Consider the following 16,998-nt stretch of genomic DNA (forward strand, 5'->3'; position numbering starts at 1 on the left):
CAGCGCTCAGCTCTTCTCGAAGCGGAAGCCGACGCCGCGCACGGTGGTGATGTAGCGGGGGCTGGTGGCGTCGTCGCCGAGCTTCTTGCGCAGCCAGGAGATGTGCATGTCGAGGGTCTTGGTCGAGGTCCACCAGGTGGTGTCCCAGACCTGCCGCATGATCTGCTCGCGGGTGACCACCCGGCCGGCGTCCCGGACCAGGACCCGGAGCAGTTCGAACTCCTTGGCGGAGAGCTGGAGCTCCTCCTCGCCGATCCAGGCGCGGTGCGACTCGATGTCGATCTTGACCCCGTGCGCGCCGGTGGTGAGGTCCACGCTGCCGCGCCGGAGCAGCGCCCGGACCCGGGCCAACAGTTCGGCGAGCCGGAACGGCTTGGTGACGTAGTCGTCCGCACCGGCGTCGAGACCGACGACCGTGTCGACCTCGTCGGCGCGGGCGGTCAGCACCAGCACCGGGAAGCCGTGGCCCTCGGCGCGCAGCCGACGGCAGACCTCCAGGCCGTCCATGCCGGGCAGGCCGAGGTCGAGCACGAGCAGGTCGATGTTGCCGCCTTCGAGGCCGGCCTCCAGCGCGGACGGGCCGTCCTCGCGCACCACGACCTCGTAGCCCTCCCGGCGCAGCGCACGGGCCAGGGGCTCCGAGATGGCGATGTCGTCCTCGGCGAGCAGTACACGGGTCATGTACTGATCGTAGTGCGCCCGGGAACCGGCACCGGCGAAAAGTGGCTGGTCGTGATCGGCGGCCTCAGACCTCGCGGACGCCCGCCCGCCAGACCCCGGCGACCAGCGGGACACCGGGGCGGTAGGCGAGGTGGACGTGCGAGGGCGCGTCCAGCAGCACCAGGTCGGCGCGGGCGCCGACGCGGAGGCTGCCGACGTCGCTGCGGCGCAGCGCGGCGGCGCCGCCCGCCGTGGCGGCCCAGAGCGCCTCGTCCGGGGTCATCCCCATCTCCCGGACCGCGACGGCGATGCAGAAGGGGACGGAAGTGGTGAAGCTGGAGCCGGGGTTGCAGTCGGTGGACAGGGCCACGGTCGCTCCGGCGTCCAGCAGCCGCCGGGCGTCGGGGTAGACGGCGCGGGTCGAGAACTCGGCGCCGGGGAGCAGCGTCGCCACGGTGTCCGAGGAGGCCAGGGCGTCGACGTCGGCCGCCGAGAGGTGGGTGCAGTGGTCGGCGGAGGCCGCGCCCAGCTCGACCGCGAGCTGGACGCCGGGGCCCTCGGTGAGCTGGTTGGCGTGGACCCGAGGGGCGAGGCCGCGCTTCATCCCGGCGGTCAGCACCGCCCGCGCCTGGTCGCCGTCGAAGGCGCCGCGCTCGCAGAAGACGTCGACCCAGCGGGCGTGCGGGGCGCAGGCGTCCAGCATCGGGCCGGTGACCAGGTCGACGTAGCCGGCCGGGTCGTCGGCGTACTCGGGGGCGACCACATGGGCGCCGAGGTAGGTGACCTCGTCGGTGTGGCGGCCGGCGATCCGCAGCGCGCGGGCCTCGTCCTCGACGGTGAGGCCGTAGCCGGACTTGCACTCCAGCACGGTGGTGCCCTGGCGCAGCGCCTCGCGGACGTAGCGGGCCACATTGGCGTCGAGCTGCTCGTCGGTGGCGGCCCGGGTCGCGGCGACGGTGGTGCGGATGCCGCCGGCGCTGTAGGCGCGGCCGGACATCCGGGCGTTGAACTCGGCGGTGCGGTCCCCGGCGAAGACCAGGTGGGCGTGCGAGTCGACGAAGCCGGGAATCACCGCCCGGCCCCCGGCCGCCACCACCTCGTCGGCGGCGGGCGCGGCGGCGGCGGGGCCGACCCAGGCCACCCGCCCGTTCTCCAGCGCGATCGCGGCGTCGGCGAGCAGCCCCAGCGGACCCTCGCCGAGGGCGGGTCGTTGGTGGCGAGGCTGCCGATGTCGGTGATCAGGATGCTGCTCATCGGGGCTCCAGGCTGGGCGGGGGCGGGTCGGGGGCGGCCGGGTCGGGGTCGGCGGGGTCGGGGCGCGGGCGGTCAGACGCGCAGCTGCGCCATGGCCTCGGTCAGCGCCCGGCCGGTGTCCGGCAGGGCCTGGTGGACGCCGTCGCGGACGACGGTGCGACCGCCGACCACGACCTCCCGGACGTCCGCGCCGCCGGCGGCGAAGACCGCCGTCTCGGCGGCGAAGCGCGGCTCGGTACCGGCCGTGCGCGGGGTGTCCAGGGCGACGGTGCAGAAGTCCGCGAGCGCGCCGACGGCGATCCGACCGGCCTCGGACCAGCCGAGCGAGGCGTGGCCGTCCTCGGTCGCGGCGCGAAGCAGCGCGGCGGCCGTCCAGTGGCCGCGCCGCTGGGTGGCCAGCCGCTCGTTCAGCTCCAGCGCACGGGCCTCCTCGAAGGGGTCGATCACCGCGTGGCTGTCGCTGCCGAGCGAGATCGGGCAGCCGGCCTGGGAGAGCCGGCGGGCCGGGCCGATGCCGTCGGCGAGGTCGCGCTCGGTGGTCGGGCACATGCAGATCACCGTGGAGCTGTCGGCGAGCAGGCCGATGTCGGTGTCGGTGAGGTGGGTGGCGTGGACGGCGGAGGTGCGCGGGCCGAGCACCCCGTGCCGGGCCAGCAGCTGGGTGGGGCTGATCCCGTGGGCGGCCAGGCAGGCCTCGTTCTCGGCGGTCTGCTCGGAGAGGTGGACGTGCAGCGGTGCCCGGCGCTCCCGGGCCCAGTCGGCGACGGTGCCCAGCTGCTCGGCGGGCACGGCGCGGACCGAGTGCACGGCCGCGCCGATCCGGGCGTGCTCACGGGGCTTCAGCGCCCCGGCGCGGGCGGCCCAGGCGTCGGCGTCGCCGTCGCTGAAGCGCAGCTGGTGCCGGTTGGGGGCCTCGCCGAAGCCGGCCGCGAGGTAGCAGGTGTCGAGCAGGGTGATCCGGATCCCGGCCCGGGCGGCAGCCTCGATCAGCGCCTCGCCCATGGCGTTGGGGTCGTTGTAGCGGGCGCCGCCGGGGGCGTGGTGGACGTAGTGGAACTCGCCGACGGCGGTGATCCCGGCCAGCGCCATCTCGGTGTAGACGGCGGTGGCCAGGGCCAGGTAGCGGTCGGGGTCGAGCGCGTCGGCCACCCGGTACATGACGTCGCGCCAGGTCCAGAAGGTGCCGCTGCCGACCTGGACGCTGCCGCGCAGCGCCCGGTGGAAGGCGTGCGAGTGGGCGTTGGCCATGCCCGGCAGGGCCAGTCCGGTGAGCACGGTGGCCCCGGCCGGGGCCGGGCCGCTGTCGGGGGTGACGGCGGTGATCCGGCCCTCGGCGGAGACGGCGATCAGCACGTCCGACTCGACCACCGGGTCGGTCCAGGCGTGCGGCGCCCAGAACAGGCGGTCCGGGCCCCCCTCGCCCCGGGCCGCCGCGCTGCGCGGCTCGGGCATGCTCCGGGCCGCGGGCATGGTCCCGGGGGCCTGCCGCGGACCGGACAGCGGATCGGCCTCGCGGACTGTCTCCGCCACGGACGGGCTCACCGGCATGTCAGGTCCTCCAGGACGTCGGCCAGCGCTGCCGCACCGGCCAGGCAGTCGGTCTCGACGGCGTGCTCGCTCGGCGAGTGCGAGACGCCGGTGGGGTTGCGGACGAACAGCATGGCGGTCGGCACGACCGCGGACAGGATGCCCGCGTCGTGGCCGGCGCCGGTCGGCAGGACCGGGGTGTCCGGCCCGAGCCGGGCGGCCAGCCGGTCGCGGAGCGGGGCGTCGAAGTCGACCACCGGGGTGTAGGACTCGCGCACCACCTCGGCCCGGACGCCGTCCCGCTCGGCCCGTTCGCCCGCGGCCTGGGTGATCTCCTCGACCAGGGCGGTGAGCGTGGCCTCGTCGGCGGCGCGCGAGTCCAGCCAGCCGCGCACCAGCGAGGCGATGGCGTTGGTGCCGTTGGGCTCGACCGCGACCTTGCCGAAGGTCGCCAGCGCGCCGTGCTGCCGGGCCTTCTTCCGGGCCGCCAGCACGGTGTTGGCATAGGTCAGCATCGGGTCCCGGCGGTCCTCCAGCCGGGTCGTCCCGGCGTGGTTGGCCTCGCCGTGGAAGTCGAAGCGCCAGCGGCCGTGGGGCCAGATCGCCGAGGCGACGCCGACCGGATGGGGCGTGTCGGCCAGGAACCGCCCCTGTTCGACATGGAGTTCGACATAGGCGGCGACCCTGGACAGCCGTTCGGCGTCCTTGCCCAGGGCCGTCGGGTCCTGCCCGGCCACCTCCATGGCGTCGGGCAGCCTGACCCCGTCGGCGTCACGCAGCGCGTACGCCTGATCCGCCGTCAGCACCCCGGCGCTGAGCCGTGATCCGACGCAGGCGACGCCGAAGCGCGCGCCCTCCTCGTCGACGAAGTTGGTCAGCGCCAGCGGGCGGACCGGCTCGACCCCGCGCTGCAGCAGCGCGTCCAGCGCGGCGAAGGACGAGACCACGCCGAGCGGGCCGTCGAAGGCGCCGCCGTCCGGGACCGAGTCCAGGTGCGAGCCGGTGACGATCGCCCCCTCGCCCTGCGGGTCGCCGTACCAGGCCCACTGGTTGCCGTTCCGGTCCACCTCGTAGACCAGTCCGCGCGCGGCGGCCTGCTCGGCGAACCAGGCCCGGCACTCGGCGTCGGCCGCGGTCCAGGCGTGCCGCCGGTACCCGCCGGACGCGTCGAAGCGTCCGACGGGCAGCAGGTCGGCCCACATTCGGCGGTAGCCGTCGGCGGCGTCGCCGAGCCGTTCCTCCCACTCGCTCACGTGACTACTCGCCCTCACGCATGGGGATGCGGACGCCGCGCTCGTCGGCGACCTCGGCGGCGATGTCGTAGCCGGCGTCGACGTGCCGGATGACGCCCATGCCGGGGTCGTTGGTGAGCACCCGGCGGATCTTCTCGCCGGCCAGCTTGGTGCCGTCGGCGACGGTGACCTGGCCGGCGTGGATCGAGCGGCCGATGCCGACGCCGCCGCCGTGGTGGATGGAGACCCAGGAGGCGCCGGAGGCGACGTTGACCATGGCGTTGAGCAGCGGCCAGTCGGCGATGGCGTCCGAGCCGTCGAGCATCGCCTCGGTCTCCCGGTAGGGGGAGGCCACCGAGCCGCAGTCGAGGTGGTCGCGGCCGATCACCAGCGGCGCTTCGAGGGTGCCGTCGGCGACCATCTCGTTGAAGCGCTCGCCGGCCTTGTCGCGCTCGCCGTAGCCGAGCCAGCAGATCCGGGCCGGCAGGCCCTGGAAGTGGACCCGCTCGCCGGCCATCTTCATCCAGCGGGCCAGCGACTCGTTCTCCGGGAAGAGTTCGAGGATGGCCTTGTCGGTGGCGGCGATGTCCTTGGGGTTGCCGGAGAGCGCGGCCCAGCGGAACGGGCCCTTGCCCTCGCAGAACAGCGGCCGGATGTAGGCGGGCACGAAGCCGGGGAAGTCGAAGGCCCGGGTGTAGCCGGCCAGCTGCGCCTCGCCGCGGATCGAGTTGCCGTAGTCGAAGACCTCGGCGCCCTTGTCCTGGAAGCCGACCATCGCCTCGACGTGCCTGGCCATGGACTCGCGGGCGCGGACGGTGAACTCGGCCGGCTTCTCGGCGGCGTAGGTCGCCATGTCGTGGAAGTCGATGCCGATCGGCAGGTAGGCCAGCGGGTCGTGGGCGCTGGTCTGGTCGGTGACGATGTCGATCGGGGCGTCCATCGCCAGCAGCTGCGGGACCAGCTCGGCGGCGTTGCCGAGCAGGCCGATGCTGAGCGGCTTGCGCTGGTCGCGGGCCTCGACCGCGAGCTCCAGGGCGTGCTTGAGGTTCTTGGCCTCGACGTCCAGGTAGCGGTGCTCGATCCGGCGGGTGATCCGGGTCTGGTCGACGTCGATGCAGATGGCGACGCCGTCGTTCATGGTCACCGCGAGCGGCTGGGCGCCGCCCATCCCGCCGAGGCCGGCGGTGAGGGTGATGGTCCCGGCCAGGGTGCCGTTGAACTTCTTGGCGGCGACGGCGGCGAAGGTCTCGTAGGTGCCCTGGAGGATGCCCTGGGTGCCGATGTAGATCCAGGAGCCGGCCGTCATCTGGCCGTACATGGTGAGGCCGAGCTGCTCCAGACGGCGGAACTCCTCCCAGTTGGCCCAGTCGCCGACCAGGTTGGAGTTGGCGAGCAGGACGCGCGGCGCCCACTCGTGGGTCTGCATCACGCCGACCGGACGGCCGGACTGGACCAGCATGGTCTCGTCCTGCTTCAGCGTCTGCAGGGTGCGGACCATGGCGTCGAAGGAGCGCCAGTCGCGGGCGGCCTTGCCGGTGCCTCCGTAGACGACGAGCTTGTCGGGGTGCTCGGCGACCTCGGGGTCGAGGTTGTTCATGAGCATTCGCAGCGCGCCCTCCTGCTGCCAGCCCTGGGTGGTGAGCGCGGTGCCGCGCGAGGCGCGCACCGGGCGCGGGCCGCTCTGCTGCTGCGTCATGACTCTGTGACCTCCTCGACGGGTGGACCGGCGGTCCACCCTGATGGATACATTCATTCAGTTCTGCGTACCTTGAAGATACCCAATCATTCGCGGCTCCACCAGAGCCATTCGGCCTCCGCCTGTACCGGTGACCTCCCCCTGGAGCACGGTAGGCCGGTGTCCTCCCGCCCGCGAGCGAGAGGACACCGGCCTGAACCGTGCGGTGATCATGCAGTTGTGGGACCTGTTGCGGCCGTGGGACCTGTTGCGGCCGTGGGACCTGTCGCGGCCGTGGGACCTGTCGCGGCGGGGCTTACCGCCGGGCCGCCGCGCCGCGCACCACCGGGCGGACGCTGCCGGCCGCCGGGCCGGTGGAGGCGAAGGCGCCGATCCGGCTGCGCCGGCCCAGCAGCCGGCCGTCCTCGGTCCGCGCCCAGAGCAGGGTCTCGTGCCCGTGCTCCCAGCGCGCCTGCAGCCAGACCGCCAGTTGCAGTCCCACGCCGTAGCCGAGCACCAGCAGCCCCGCCGCCGGACCGGCCAGCAGTCCGAGCCCGCAGGTCACGATCATCCCGCCGAGCAGCCAGAGGCCGTTCATCCGGGCCATCCGCCGCCTGGTCTCCTGCGGCGGCTCCAGAGTGATCGCGAAGGCTGCCTTCTCCGCGCCGCGGGCCCGCCCGGCGTACCAGCGGAACCGGCCGAGCAGCCCGGCGAGCAGGGCCAGGACGAACAGCGCGGCGCCGAGGTAGGCACCGCGCCGGCTCCCGGTGAGGGTCGGCTCCAGCAGTCCGGCCAGCGCGCCGACCAGGCCGATCCACATCAGCGTGCGGGCGACCGTTCCCCGGACGACCACCACGCGAGCCCGCGCATATGTCCCACGCATTCCACGACTCCCAATCCTTGAAAGCTCCCCATCAGTCAAAGCCTTGGCGGGACCTTAGCCCCGATCTGTGAGAACGGGGTGAATGCCGGCCGGAGAAAATTCCGGGGCGAACGCGGCGGCAGCCATCGTCCGACGGCGCAGCCCCAACCCCCGGTACAGCCGGACGGCGGGGGCGTTGTCGTCGTTCACCAGCAGCGCCACCCGGCCGTGCGCCGCCAGGGCCTCGCGCACTGCGTGTCCGCAGACCTGGGCGGCCAGGCCCCGGCCCCGGGCGGCGGGGTGGACGGCGACCCCGGCGAGCAGCCCGACCGTGGGCGCCGACCAGGCCAGCGCGGCGACGGCGAGCAGCTCCCGCGCCGCCCCGCGGACCCCCACCCACTGCTCCACGCCCGGACGGTCCGGGTGGGCGTGGGAGTCGGCGAAGGCGAGATCGAGCAGGTCCGCGACGGCGGGCTCGTCGGCCGGCCCCAGCCGGCTCGCCCGCCCGGTCGGCAGCGGCGCCTCCGCCGCGGTCCGCTCCATCCAGCTGAACGGGGAGGTCGGCTGCAACCCCGGGAGCTGCTCGACGGCGGCGGCCACCACAGCGGGCTCGCCGAGCGCACGGTAGCCGGGACCGACCTCTGCCAGCACCTGTCGGAACAGGGCCACGGCGGCGTGGAGGCCGGCGGGGTCGGCCGCGTGGAGGGCGATCCGGTCGCGGCCGGAGAGGTCGGGGGCGGCCACGGCGACCGCGCCGTCCAGGGTCCAGGCCCGGCTGGTCCCGCCGACCCGGCGGGTCAGCCCCTGGGCGGCCCAGAGCAGCAGGGAGTCGTCGTCGCAGAGGGCGGCCAGCCGGCCGGGGTCGTTGATCTCGTGCATCCGGAGATCATCGCCCACCCGGGCGCGCGGTCCCTCGTCCGGGGCGCACAACCGCTCCGCGCGCCCGGAGATCGGGTGAATCCCGGGGCGGTCGGGGCACGAACCGGCGGTTTCGGGCCTCCTGCGGATGAGAGTAGGGCCGACCTACGCTCCCCCGATCCGAACTCAGGAGAACCGAAGCCATGTCAGCACCGAAGCGTCTGCGCATCCTCGTCCCCGCCCTGGCCGTTCCGGCGCTGGCCGCGCTGGCCGCGGTCGCGTCCGCCGGCCCGGCGCAGGCCGCGCCCGCGCACCCCGCTCCGGGCGCCCGGATCGCCCACACCGCCTGGGCCCACCCCCACCGCGCCCACCTGCTGCCGGCGCACCTGCTGCCGCTGCACGCCCAGCCCGGCGACGCCTCGCCGGTCATCGGCCGCCTGGCCAAGGGCGACCGCTTCACCACCCACCAGAACCGGGGCGGCTGGACCCAGATCACCGACCGCACCACCCACGCCGAGGGCTGGGCCCACTTCACCCACCCGCACCGCACCACCTCGCGGGTCGGCCTGGAGCACGGCCGGGTCATGGGGCGCTGAGTCAGGCACCCGGTCGGGCACCCGGTCGGGCGCCGGGTCCGGCGCCCGGTCAGCCGACGAACAGGCCGCGGGCGGCGGCGCCCTGCTCGAACGCCTCCAACCGGGCCACCGACTCCGGCAGTTCGTCGCACATCGCCTGGAGCAGTACCCGCCCCAGCATCATCGGGGCGCAGGCGGTGTCGAACACCAGGCTGGAGCCGACCGCCGCCGGCAGCATCACGTCGGTCAGCTCGGCGACCGGCGCGAACACGCTCTCGGCCACGGTGACCACGGTCAGTCCGGCGCGCTTCGCGGCCGAGAGCACGTCCACCACCTCGCGCGGGTGCCTCGGCAGCGAGAAGCAGATCAGCGCGGTCGCGCCGGCCTGGACGGCCTGCTCGACCTGGTCCAGCGCCATGGAGCCGCCCTGGTCGATCAGCCGGACGTCCGGATGGACCTTGGCCGCGAAGTAGGCGAAGCCGTGCGCCTGGGCCGAGGCCGCGCGCAGCCCGAGCACCGGCAGCGGCCGGGAGGCCGCGAGCAGTCGCGCGGCCTGGAGCACCGGCTCCGGGTCGGCCAGTACCGCGGCGAGGTGCTGGAGGTTGGCGATCTCGGCGAGCACCGCCTGCTGCTGCTCGTTGCGGACCGCGTCCTTGGCGGTCTCCTGGCCGACACCGGGCTCGACCTGGTCCCCCGGGCCGAGCTCCCGCAGCCGGCGGCGCAGCGCGGGATAGCCGTCGAAGCCCAGCGCCACGGCGAAGCGGGTCACCGAGGGCTGGCTGACGCCCGCCAGCTCGGCGACCTCGACACTGGAGAGGAAGGGCGCGTCGGCCGCGTTGCGCACCAGGCAGTGGGCGATCCGCCGCTGAGTGGGCGTCAGCCGGTGTCCGTCGAACAGGCCGAGCAGCCTGCCGGACGGGCCGGGCGTCACGCCCTCGCCCACGGCGGACGGTGTCTCCTCGCTCACGGACACCCTGCCTTTCGCATTGCTGGAGCCGCAGCCCGGGATGATCGGGGACCGGCCTGGTTCCCGACTCTGCATGAACCCATACAACGTCGGCAAGTGCCTTCTCGTTCACCGGACAGCCACCTGCGGTTCCGGCGGCGCCCGGTAGGTGGAACCGGACCCGGAGCCGTCCCTGAGCCGGACCCTGAACTCTCCCCGAGTCGGCCCCGGCAGGCTGTGGACGCCCCCCGCCGGTCCCTACGCTCGTAGCCATGCAGCAGTACGGGGACAGTGAACTCAAGAGCGACCTGAAGGCCACGGTGCGGACCGCCCAGGAGTTGGGACCTGACTACGAGTCGGATCTCATCGACGGCTTCCTCCAGCGCCTCGACAGCCGGCTCGACGCCCAGGTGACCACCCGCGTCCGGCGCGAGCTGGACCGGGAGACCGGCCCGGCCGAGGTCCGCGGGCGTCGGGAGCGGCGCGGATTCGGCTCCCGCTTCCACTACTTCTCCCTGGTCGCCGCGATCCCGCTGACCGCGATCGCCGCGGGCCAGGGCGGGATCGCCGGGATGGTCGTGGTCTGGCTGGGGATCGTCGGCGTCAACGTCGCCCAGTCCTTCGGCGGCGACGGACGGCGGCCCGGGGAGCGGGGCGACGCCAGGGAGGAACGCGCCCGGCGCCGGGACGGCTGGGACTGACGGGCCCTCGGCCCGCCGGTCGCACCCCCGTCCCGGCGCCGTCACGGTGCTCAGGCCAGCGGGCCGGTGACCGTCTCGACGGCCGCGACCAGGCCGCCGGAGGCGACGAACTCCGCCGCCGCGTCCAGGTCGGGGGCGAGGAAGCGGTCGGTGCCCGGTCCGGCGACCCCGGCCGCGCGGGCCGCGGCGACGGCGGCGGCGGTCGCCGGCGCGAGCGGACCGTTGCCGGCCGCGACCCGGATGTCCAGCGCCCGGGCGGAGGCGGTCAGCTCGACGGCCAGGATCCGGGCCAGGTTGTCCACGGCGGCGCGCAGCTTGCGGGCGGCGGACCAGCCCATGGAGACGTGGTCCTCCTGCATCGCCGAGGAGGGGATCGAGTCCACCGAGGCCGGGACCGCGAGCCGCTTGTTCTCGCTGACCAGCGCGGCCTGGGTGTACTGGGCGATCATCAGGCCGGAGTCCAGGCCCGGGTCGTCGGCCAGGAACGGCGGCAGGCCGTGCGAGCGGTTCTTGTCGAGCAGCCGGTCGGTGCGGCGCTCGGCGATGGAGCCGAGGTCGGCGGCGGCGATGGCGAGGAAGTCGAGCACGTAGCCGACCGGCGCGCCGTGGAAGTTGCCGTTGGACTCGACCCGGCCGTCGGGCAGCACCACCGGGTTGTCGACGGCGGCGGCCAGCTCGCGGTCGGCGACCAGCTGGGCGTGCGAGAGAGTGTCCCGGCCGGCGCCGGCCACCTGCGGGGCGCAGCGGATCGAGTAGGCGTCCTGGACCCGCGGCGCGTCGTCCTGGTGGTGGCCGGTCAGCCCGGAGCCCTGGAGCACGGCGAGCATGTTGCCGGCGCTGGCGGCCTGGCCCGGGTGCGGGCGGATGGCGTGCAGCTCGGGCTGGAGCACCTTCTCGGTGCCGAGCAGGGCCTCCAGCGACATGGCGGCGGTGATGTCGGCCGTGGTGAACAGCCGGGAGAGGTCGGCGATGGCCATGACCAGCATGCCGAGCATGCCGTCGGTGCCGTTGATGAGGGCCAGGCCCTCCTTCTCGGCCAGTTCGACCGGGGCGATCCCGGCCTCGGCGAGCAGTTCGCCGGCCGGGCGGACCGCGCCGTCCGGGCCGTAGGCGACGCCCTCGCCCATCAGGGTGAGCGCGCAGTGCGACAGCGGCGCCAGGTCGCCCGAGCAGCCCAGCGAGCCGAACTCGTGCACGACCGGGGTGATCTGCGCGTTCAGGATCGCGGCCATGGTCTCGGCGACGACCGGGCGGACGCCGGTGCGGCCGGAGGCGAGGGTCTTCAGCCGGAGGAACATCAGTGCCCGGGTGACCTCGCGCTCGACCTGCGGGCCCATCCCGGCGGCGTGCGAGCGGACCAGCGAGCGCTGGAGCTGGGCCCGCAGCGGGCGGTCGATGTGGCGCACCGCGAGCGCGCCGAAGCCGGTCGAGACGCCGTAGACCGGGCGCGGCTCGGCGGCGAGCGCGTCGATCCGAGCCCGGGAACCCGCCATCTCGGCGAGGGCGTCCTCGGAGAGCTCGATCCGGGCGTTGCCGCGCGCAACCGCGATCACATCCGCCGGGGCGACATTGGCCTTGCCGACGACGACGGTCCCGCCGACCACGTTCTCATCCACCACGCTGTGCATATCCATATGCGTAATGAGAACAAATGAATGGCTCTATGACAACCGGCCTGGTGGATACGATGGACTGCACCCCGCCCGCACGCCGCTCAGCAGGGAGTCTCCCCCATGGCCCGGGTCACCGAACGCCGCCGCACCGTCCGTCTCCAGGGGCAGGAGCGCAGCGTCCGCCCGGACAGCCTCGCGGCCGAGGAGCCGCTGGAGATCCGGATCAACGGCTCCGCACTGACCGTCAGCATGCGCACCCCCGGGCACGACTTCGACCTGGTGGCCGGCTTCCTGGTGGCCGAGGGCCTGGTCGCCGGAGCGGAGGAGCTGACCGCCCTGCGCTACTGCGCGGGCGCCACCGACGAGGGCGTGAACACGTACAACGTGATCGACGCCGCGCTGCGCGACCGCGCCGCCGCCCCGGTCTCGCTCCACCGCAACCTGCTGACCTCCAGCGCCTGCGGCATCTGCGGCCGGGAGACGATCGAGTCGATCCGGGTCCGGGTCCCGCACGACCTCGCCGCCGACCCGCTGCGGATCACCCCGGACGTCCTCTACGGGCTGCCGGACACGCTCCGGGCCGCCCAGCGGGTCTTCGACTCCACCGGCGGCCTGCACGCCGCCGGGCTCTTCACCTCCGAGGGCGAACTGCTCTGCCTGCGCGAGGACGTGGGCCGGCACAACGCCGTCGACAAGGTCGTCGGCTGGGCGCTGCGGGAGAACCTGCTGCCGCTCACCGGCCATGTGCTGATGGTCAGCGGCCGGGCCTCGTTCGAGCTCACCCAGAAGGCCGCGATGGCCGGTCTGCCGCTGCTGGCCGCCGTCTCCGCGCCCTCCTCGCTGGCCGTGGACCTCGCCGAGGAGCTCGGGCTCACCCTGGTCGGGTTCCTGCGCAACCGCAGCGGCAACGTCTACACCGGCGCCGAGCGGATCACCGAGGCGCCCTGAGCCGCGGCTCAGGGCGGCGAGGCGGGGCCGGAGAGGGCGACCGCGACCGCCGCGCGCAGGGTCGGGCCCAGTGCCGAGAGCGCCAGCGTGGACTCGTCCGCGAACAGCTCCAGCAGCCAGCCGCCGGCCGGGTTGCTGCCGCCCGCCGCGATCATCGCCCGGTAGCCGCCGACCAGCAGCACCGCCTCCTCCGCCGGGTCGTTGCCCGGCATCCCGGAGCGGAGGGTGAAGGCGCTGCCGCGCACCGCCCGGGCCGTCAGCGGGTAGGAGCGGAGGTCGAAGACGGCGTCCGGGGCCTCGTTCACCGCCCGCTGCGCCTGCGCCCGGACCGAACTGGGCCCCCTGGTCATCCGGCGCACCCCGTAGTGGGCGGTGCGCATCCGGTCCGAGCCGGGCGGCAGGTAGGAGATCCACCAGGCCACCGCGTCCAGCATCGCCGCCGCGGTCTCGGCGACCAGCTCCAGCCGGCCGACGGTGTCGGCCGGGTGGACCCGGCGGTTGGGCTGCTCCTCGTCCAGCGCGCCGACCACGGCGGCCAGCAGCTGCCCGGGGTCGGCGCTGTGCCGGGCGCCGCGGAAGCGCCGCCGCTCGGTCCGCCGGCCCGGCTGCGGCGTGCCGTTCTCCACCAGCCGCACGGTGGCGTCCGGGGCGACCCCGCGCCCGGCCACCACCGGGTGCGCGGCCTGCCCGGCCTTGGCCCGGTACTGAGCGGCGTCGGCCAGCCGGAACAGCCGGTCGGCCGTGGTGACCGGACCGATCCGGTCACCGGTCGAGGCGACCCCGCAGGCCACCCCCTCGCCCTGCTCCAGGGTGAGCGCCTGGGCGCACAGCTCCTCCGCGACCCGGACCACCTCGTCCGCCGTGGGGCCCGCCGCGACCAGGCAGAACTCGTCGCCGCCGAGCCGGCCGGCCACGCTGCCCGGCAGCAGCGCGCCGCACAGCGAGAGCTGGTTGGCGAACCGCTCCAGCAGCCGGTCGCCGACCTCGTGGCCCAGCTCGTCGTTGACCCGCTTCAGCCCGTTGACGTCGCAGACCACCAGCGAGACCACGGTGCCGTCGCGGTGGTGCGCCTCCAGCGCGGCGTCCAGCCGGGCGTCCACCGCGCGCCGGTTGGCCAGCCCGGTGAGCGAGTCGGTGAAGGCCAGCCGGCGCACCTCCTCCAGCTCCTGGCTCTGGGCCAGCCCGGCCGAGATCTGCGCGGCCAGGACGGTGGCGAAGGCCGCGTCCTCGTCGGTGAAGACCGGGCGGTCCAGCCCCCGGGAGAGGTAGAGCTCGCCCCAGGCCCGGCCGCGCAGCAGGATCGGCGCGACCAGGCAGCAGCCGCGTCCGCGGCGGCGCAGCGAGGCCGCGCGGGCCCGGCAGGCCGGGCCGTCGCCGGGGGCGTCCTCGTCGGCCGTCTGCCGCCAGGCCCGGGGCAGGCCGTCCGCGTCCGACCAGGGCTCGCCGAGGCCCCGCTGCTCCAGGAAGAGGGCGATCTCCGGGAAGTCGGCCACCGGGTAGGTCTCGTCCTCCGGCAGCTCCACCTCGCCGGGCGCGAGCAGCCCGTTGTTGACCAGGACCCGCAGCTGCCCGCTCTCCCGCTCCCAGACCGAGACCGCCGCGAAGTCGGCGTCCAGCACCTCCCGGGCGCGCCGGGCGGCGGCTTGCAGGGCGCCGATCCGCGAATCGGCGGCGGACATCACCTGCGCCAGCCCGACCACGGCCCGCAGCCGGGCGTCGGAGTCGACCGCCGCCGGTGCCGCCGCCGGGACTGCCGCCGGGACTGCCGGGACGCCCGCCGGGGCCGCCGGGGGCTGCTCGCCGCTGACCTGCACGCCCCTGCCGCCTCTCCGCCGAACGGTGCGCACGCGTGGACGTGCGGATCTTCAGCCTAGGGACAAACCAGGCAAACCGTCGCGGTCGCCCCGGCGGCCGCCCGGGCAGCTACAGTCCTTCGGCCGCATCCGACACCCGGCTCAGCAGCCAGGGCTCCACCAGGCCGAGACCGCGCACCGGCCGCCGCCACATCGGCTGCAGCTGGAAGCGGTAGGACTGCTCGCTCTCGTCCACCTCGACCGGGCGGTCCTCCGGGTCCAGGCCCACGGCTGCGACCGCGGCCAGCGCGTCGGCCGCGCCGGGCGCCAGCCCGAGCGCCCCGCCCGCGCCCGCCGGGGCCACCACCGACTCCCGCTCCAGGGCCGCCGCCAGCTCGCCGTCGACCAGCACCGCGTCCTTGGGGGCGATCGAGGTCAGCCGACTGGCCAGGTTCACCGTGGTCCCGAAGACATCGCCCATCCGGGTGGTCACCGTGCCGAAGGCCATCCCGACCCGCAGCGCGGGCATCGCCTCGTCCTTGCCCAGGATCTCGACCAGGGCCAGTCCGATGTCGGCCGCCTTGGCCGCGTCGTCGGCGACATAGAGGATCTCGTCGCCGAGGGTCTTCACCAGCCGTCCGCCGCGCCCGGCGACGATGTCGGCGCAGGTGATCTCGAAGTTCTCGACCAGCTCGCCCAGTTCCTCGTCCTCCAGCCGGCGCGACAGCCGGGTGAAGCCGACCAGGTCGGCGAAGCCCACCGCGAGCCGGCCGCTCTGCATGTCGACGTCCTCGGCGGCCTGCACCACCCGCCCGGTCACCGCCGCCAGCTGCCGCCGCCAGACGTAGACCAGGAACTGCTCCAGCTCCGGCAGCAGCAGCTCCACCAGCGGGTAGGCCACCTCGGCGCGGGACAGGCCGGGCTCGGCCGCCGCCGTCAGGTGCTCCATGAAGGTGTCGATCTGCCACTCGGCGAGCCGGGCGGTGGTCTGCCCGGTCGACCGGGCCACCTGGACCGCCATGCCCTCGCTCAGCAGGCCGGCCTCGACCATCCCGGCCAGCCGGCGCAGGGCGATCACGTCGGCGTCGGTCAGCGCCCGGGACTGGCCGATGTCGGCGAAGCCCATGGCCCGCCAGAAGCGGGAGGCCAGCTCCATCGACACCCCGGCACTGCGGGCGGCCTGGAACGGGGTGTACCGGCGCCCGGAGTCCAGGATCAGCCGCTCAAGCTGCATCGGGACCGACTCCGCCTCCGGGTCGGACGGTCCTTCGTCGGGCGGCGCCGCGTCCGCGTCCGCCGCCGACGGCACGTCGGTGTCGGCCCCCTGCCGCTCCACCGCCCGGTCCTCGTCGCTCACCAGTCCGCCCTCGCGTCCACGCCCTGCCGCCCACGACTGCTGTGTCCTTGCTCACACCGCCGCCCGAATCCTCGCACGGATTCATCCTCGCAGGGGCTCCGCCCCTGGTCGGACGTGCACGACGTCGCCGGCGGCGACGGCCTGTTCGACGCCGTCGGCGGCCCGCACCACCAGCCTGCCGTCCCCGTCCACGCCCACCGCCTCGCCCAGCAGCTCCCGGCCGCCGGGCAGTTCCACCCGGACCGGGCGACCGATGGTCGCGCACTGGGCGGCGTAGGCCGGGCGCAGCCCGCTGGCCTCGGAGTGGCCGGCCACCGAGCACCAGTCCTGGTAGAGGTCGGCGAAGGTCCGCAGCAGCGCCCGCAGCAGCGTCTCCCGGTCGATGACGCCCGCCCCGGCCAGCAGCAGCGAGCCGGCCGTCGGAACCGGCAGCTCCTCGGCCCGGAGGCTGACATTGAGTCCGATGCCGACCACCACCGCGTCGCCGGCCAGCTCGGCCAGGATGCCGCCGAGCTTGCGCTCCGTCCCGTCCACGGTCACCAGCAGGTCGTTCGGCCACTTGAGCCGGACCCCCACCTCGGCCGTACGGCTGAGCGCGGACGCGGCGGCGACCCCGGTCAGCAGCGGCAGCCAGCTCCAGCGCTCCCGGGGCACGCCCAGGTCCCCCGGTCGCAGCAGCATGGACAGGAAGATCCCGGAGCGGGCCGGCGCGCTCCAACTGCGGTCCAGCCGGCCGCGCCCCGCCGTCTGCTCCTCGGCCACCAGCACCGCGCCGGCGGCGGCCTCCCCGGCGGCGGCCTGCGCCACCAGGTCACTGTTGGTCGAACCGGTCTCACGCACCACCCGCACCGAGGTCCACATCCGGTCGGGACCGACCAGGGCTCGTTGCAGGGCGGTGGCGCGCAGTGGCGGCCGGTCCAGGTCGCTCCATGGAGAAGTCACTACCCCACCCTATGACGCCGGTCACTAGGCGTATCCGCCATGCTGCCGTCATGGC

13 protein-coding genes and 2 pseudogenes are annotated in these 16,998 nt (G+C 74.7%); 3 read left to right on the forward strand and 12 right to left on the reverse strand.

The genetic code is table 11. The annotated features are described in order from the left end of the window. Positions 1 to 6: 6 nt before the first annotated feature. The 7 genes and pseudogenes from BS75_RS14810 to BS75_RS14840 all read right to left on the reverse strand — a co-directional run bounded on the left by BS75_RS14810 (position 7) and on the right by BS75_RS14840 (position 8,089). Positions 7 to 681 (reverse strand): response regulator transcription factor, encoded by a 675-nt coding sequence (locus BS75_RS14810; RefSeq protein WP_034088562.1) that lies wholly within the window; start codon positions 679 to 681, stop codon positions 7 to 9. Between the two features lie 64 nt (positions 682 to 745). Beyond that, a pseudogene (gene hutI / locus BS75_RS43355) lies at positions 746 to 1,914 on the reverse strand (imidazolonepropionase). Positions 1,915 to 1,986: 72 nt separating this feature from the next. After that, on the reverse strand, positions 1,987 to 3,366 hold the full coding sequence (locus tag BS75_RS14820) for a formimidoylglutamate deiminase (protein WP_042439111.1): 1,380 nt from the start codon (positions 3,364 to 3,366) through the stop codon (positions 1,987 to 1,989). An 86-nt stretch (positions 3,367 to 3,452) separates the two neighbouring features. Then, entirely contained in the window at positions 3,453 to 4,643 is a 1,191-nt protein-coding gene (locus BS75_RS14825; RefSeq protein ID WP_034093071.1) for an allantoate amidohydrolase, read from the reverse strand. 55 nt (positions 4,644 to 4,698) lie between these two features. After that, entirely contained in the window at positions 4,699 to 6,369 is a 1,671-nt protein-coding gene (hutU, locus tag BS75_RS14830; RefSeq protein ID WP_034088563.1) for a urocanate hydratase, read from the reverse strand. Positions 6,370 to 6,664: 295 nt separating this feature from the next. Next, positions 6,665 to 7,231 carry a hypothetical protein gene (locus tag BS75_RS44265; protein ID WP_042439061.1) on the reverse strand — a complete coding sequence of 189 codons (567 nt, stop codon included), beginning with the start codon at positions 7,229 to 7,231 and terminating at the stop codon, positions 6,665 to 6,667. 54 nt (positions 7,232 to 7,285) lie between these two features. Beyond that, complete coding sequence (locus BS75_RS14840) at positions 7,286 to 8,089, reverse strand: GNAT family N-acetyltransferase (RefSeq protein ID WP_042439063.1); 804 nt, start codon at positions 8,087 to 8,089, stop codon at positions 7,286 to 7,288. A 182-nt stretch (positions 8,090 to 8,271) separates the two neighbouring features. Between BS75_RS14840 and BS75_RS14845 the strand changes: the two genes are divergently transcribed. Beyond that, a complete protein-coding gene (locus tag BS75_RS14845) occupies positions 8,272 to 8,664 on the forward strand; it encodes an SH3 domain-containing protein (protein WP_034088564.1) in 393 nt (130 codons plus the stop codon). Between the two features lie 49 nt (positions 8,665 to 8,713). Here the strand turns inward: BS75_RS14845 and BS75_RS14850 are convergent, their stop codons facing one another. Continuing rightward, entirely contained in the window at positions 8,714 to 9,685 is a 972-nt protein-coding gene (locus BS75_RS14850; RefSeq protein ID WP_081982329.1) for a MurR/RpiR family transcriptional regulator, read from the reverse strand. A gap of 176 nt (positions 9,686 to 9,861) precedes the next feature. Between BS75_RS14850 and BS75_RS14855 the strand changes: the two genes are divergently transcribed. After that, positions 9,862 to 10,290: a hypothetical protein gene (locus tag BS75_RS14855; protein ID WP_034088566.1), complete on the forward strand. Its 429-nt coding sequence runs from the start codon at positions 9,862 to 9,864 to the stop codon at positions 10,288 to 10,290. A gap of 50 nt (positions 10,291 to 10,340) precedes the next feature. Here BS75_RS14855 and hutH read toward each other — a convergent pair whose 3' ends face one another. Beyond that, positions 10,341 to 11,924: a histidine ammonia-lyase gene (gene hutH, locus BS75_RS14860; protein ID WP_034088567.1), complete on the reverse strand. Its 1,584-nt coding sequence runs from the start codon at positions 11,922 to 11,924 to the stop codon at positions 10,341 to 10,343. 99 nt (positions 11,925 to 12,023) lie between these two features. Between hutH and fdhD the strand changes: the two genes are divergently transcribed. After that, positions 12,024 to 12,851: a formate dehydrogenase accessory sulfurtransferase FdhD gene (fdhD, locus tag BS75_RS14865; RefSeq protein ID WP_034088568.1), complete on the forward strand. Its 828-nt coding sequence runs from the start codon at positions 12,024 to 12,026 to the stop codon at positions 12,849 to 12,851. Positions 12,852 to 13,414: 563 nt separating this feature from the next. Here the strand turns inward: fdhD and BS75_RS14870 are convergent. The 3 genes and pseudogenes from BS75_RS14870 to BS75_RS14880 form a co-directional block, all read right to left on the reverse strand. Further along, a pseudogene (locus BS75_RS14870) lies at positions 13,415 to 14,530 on the reverse strand (diguanylate cyclase domain-containing protein); the annotation flags it as partial. Positions 14,531 to 14,774: 244 nt separating this feature from the next. Continuing rightward, a complete protein-coding gene (locus BS75_RS14875; RefSeq protein ID WP_408022536.1) occupies positions 14,775 to 16,001 on the reverse strand; it encodes an adenylate/guanylate cyclase domain-containing protein in 1,227 nt (408 codons plus the stop codon). Between the two features lie 81 nt (positions 16,002 to 16,082). Then, on the reverse strand, positions 16,083 to 16,943 hold the full coding sequence (locus BS75_RS14880) for a biotin--[acetyl-CoA-carboxylase] ligase (protein ID WP_034088569.1): 861 nt from the start codon (positions 16,941 to 16,943) through the stop codon (positions 16,083 to 16,085). Positions 16,944 to 16,998 lie beyond the last annotated feature (55 nt).

The sequence above is a fragment of the Streptacidiphilus albus JL83 genome (genome assembly GCF_000744705.1).
Lineage (GTDB): Bacteria > Actinomycetota > Actinomycetes > Streptomycetales > Streptomycetaceae > Streptacidiphilus > Streptacidiphilus albus.

Coding starts and splice junctions, on each gene's coding strand:
- BS75_RS14810 (WP_034088562.1), bottom strand. CDS start 681: ATGACCCGTGTACTGCTCGCCGAGGACGACATCGCCATCTCGGAGCCC.
- BS75_RS14820 (WP_042439111.1), bottom strand. CDS start 3,366: ATGCCCGAGCCGCGCAGCGCGGCGGCCCGGGGCGAGGGGGGCCCGGAC.
- BS75_RS14825 (WP_034093071.1), bottom strand. CDS start 4,643: ATGTGGGCCGACCTGCTGCCCGTCGGACGCTTCGACGCGTCCGGCGGG.
- hutU (WP_034088563.1), bottom strand. CDS start 6,369: ATGACGCAGCAGCAGAGCGGCCCGCGCCCGGTGCGCGCCTCGCGCGGC.
- BS75_RS44265 (WP_042439061.1), bottom strand. CDS start 7,231: ATGCGTGGGACATATGCGCGGGCTCGCGTGGTGGTCGTCCGGGGAACG.
- BS75_RS14840 (WP_042439063.1), bottom strand. CDS start 8,089: ATGCACGAGATCAACGACCCCGGCCGGCTGGCCGCCCTCTGCGACGAC.
- BS75_RS14845 (WP_034088564.1), top strand. CDS start 8,272: ATGTCAGCACCGAAGCGTCTGCGCATCCTCGTCCCCGCCCTGGCCGTT.
- BS75_RS14850 (WP_081982329.1), bottom strand. CDS start 9,685: ATGCAGAGTCGGGAACCAGGCCGGTCCCCGATCATCCCGGGCTGCGGC.
- BS75_RS14855 (WP_034088566.1), top strand. CDS start 9,862: ATGCAGCAGTACGGGGACAGTGAACTCAAGAGCGACCTGAAGGCCACG.
- hutH (WP_034088567.1), bottom strand. CDS start 11,924: ATGGATATGCACAGCGTGGTGGATGAGAACGTGGTCGGCGGGACCGTC.
- fdhD (WP_034088568.1), top strand. CDS start 12,024: ATGGCCCGGGTCACCGAACGCCGCCGCACCGTCCGTCTCCAGGGGCAG.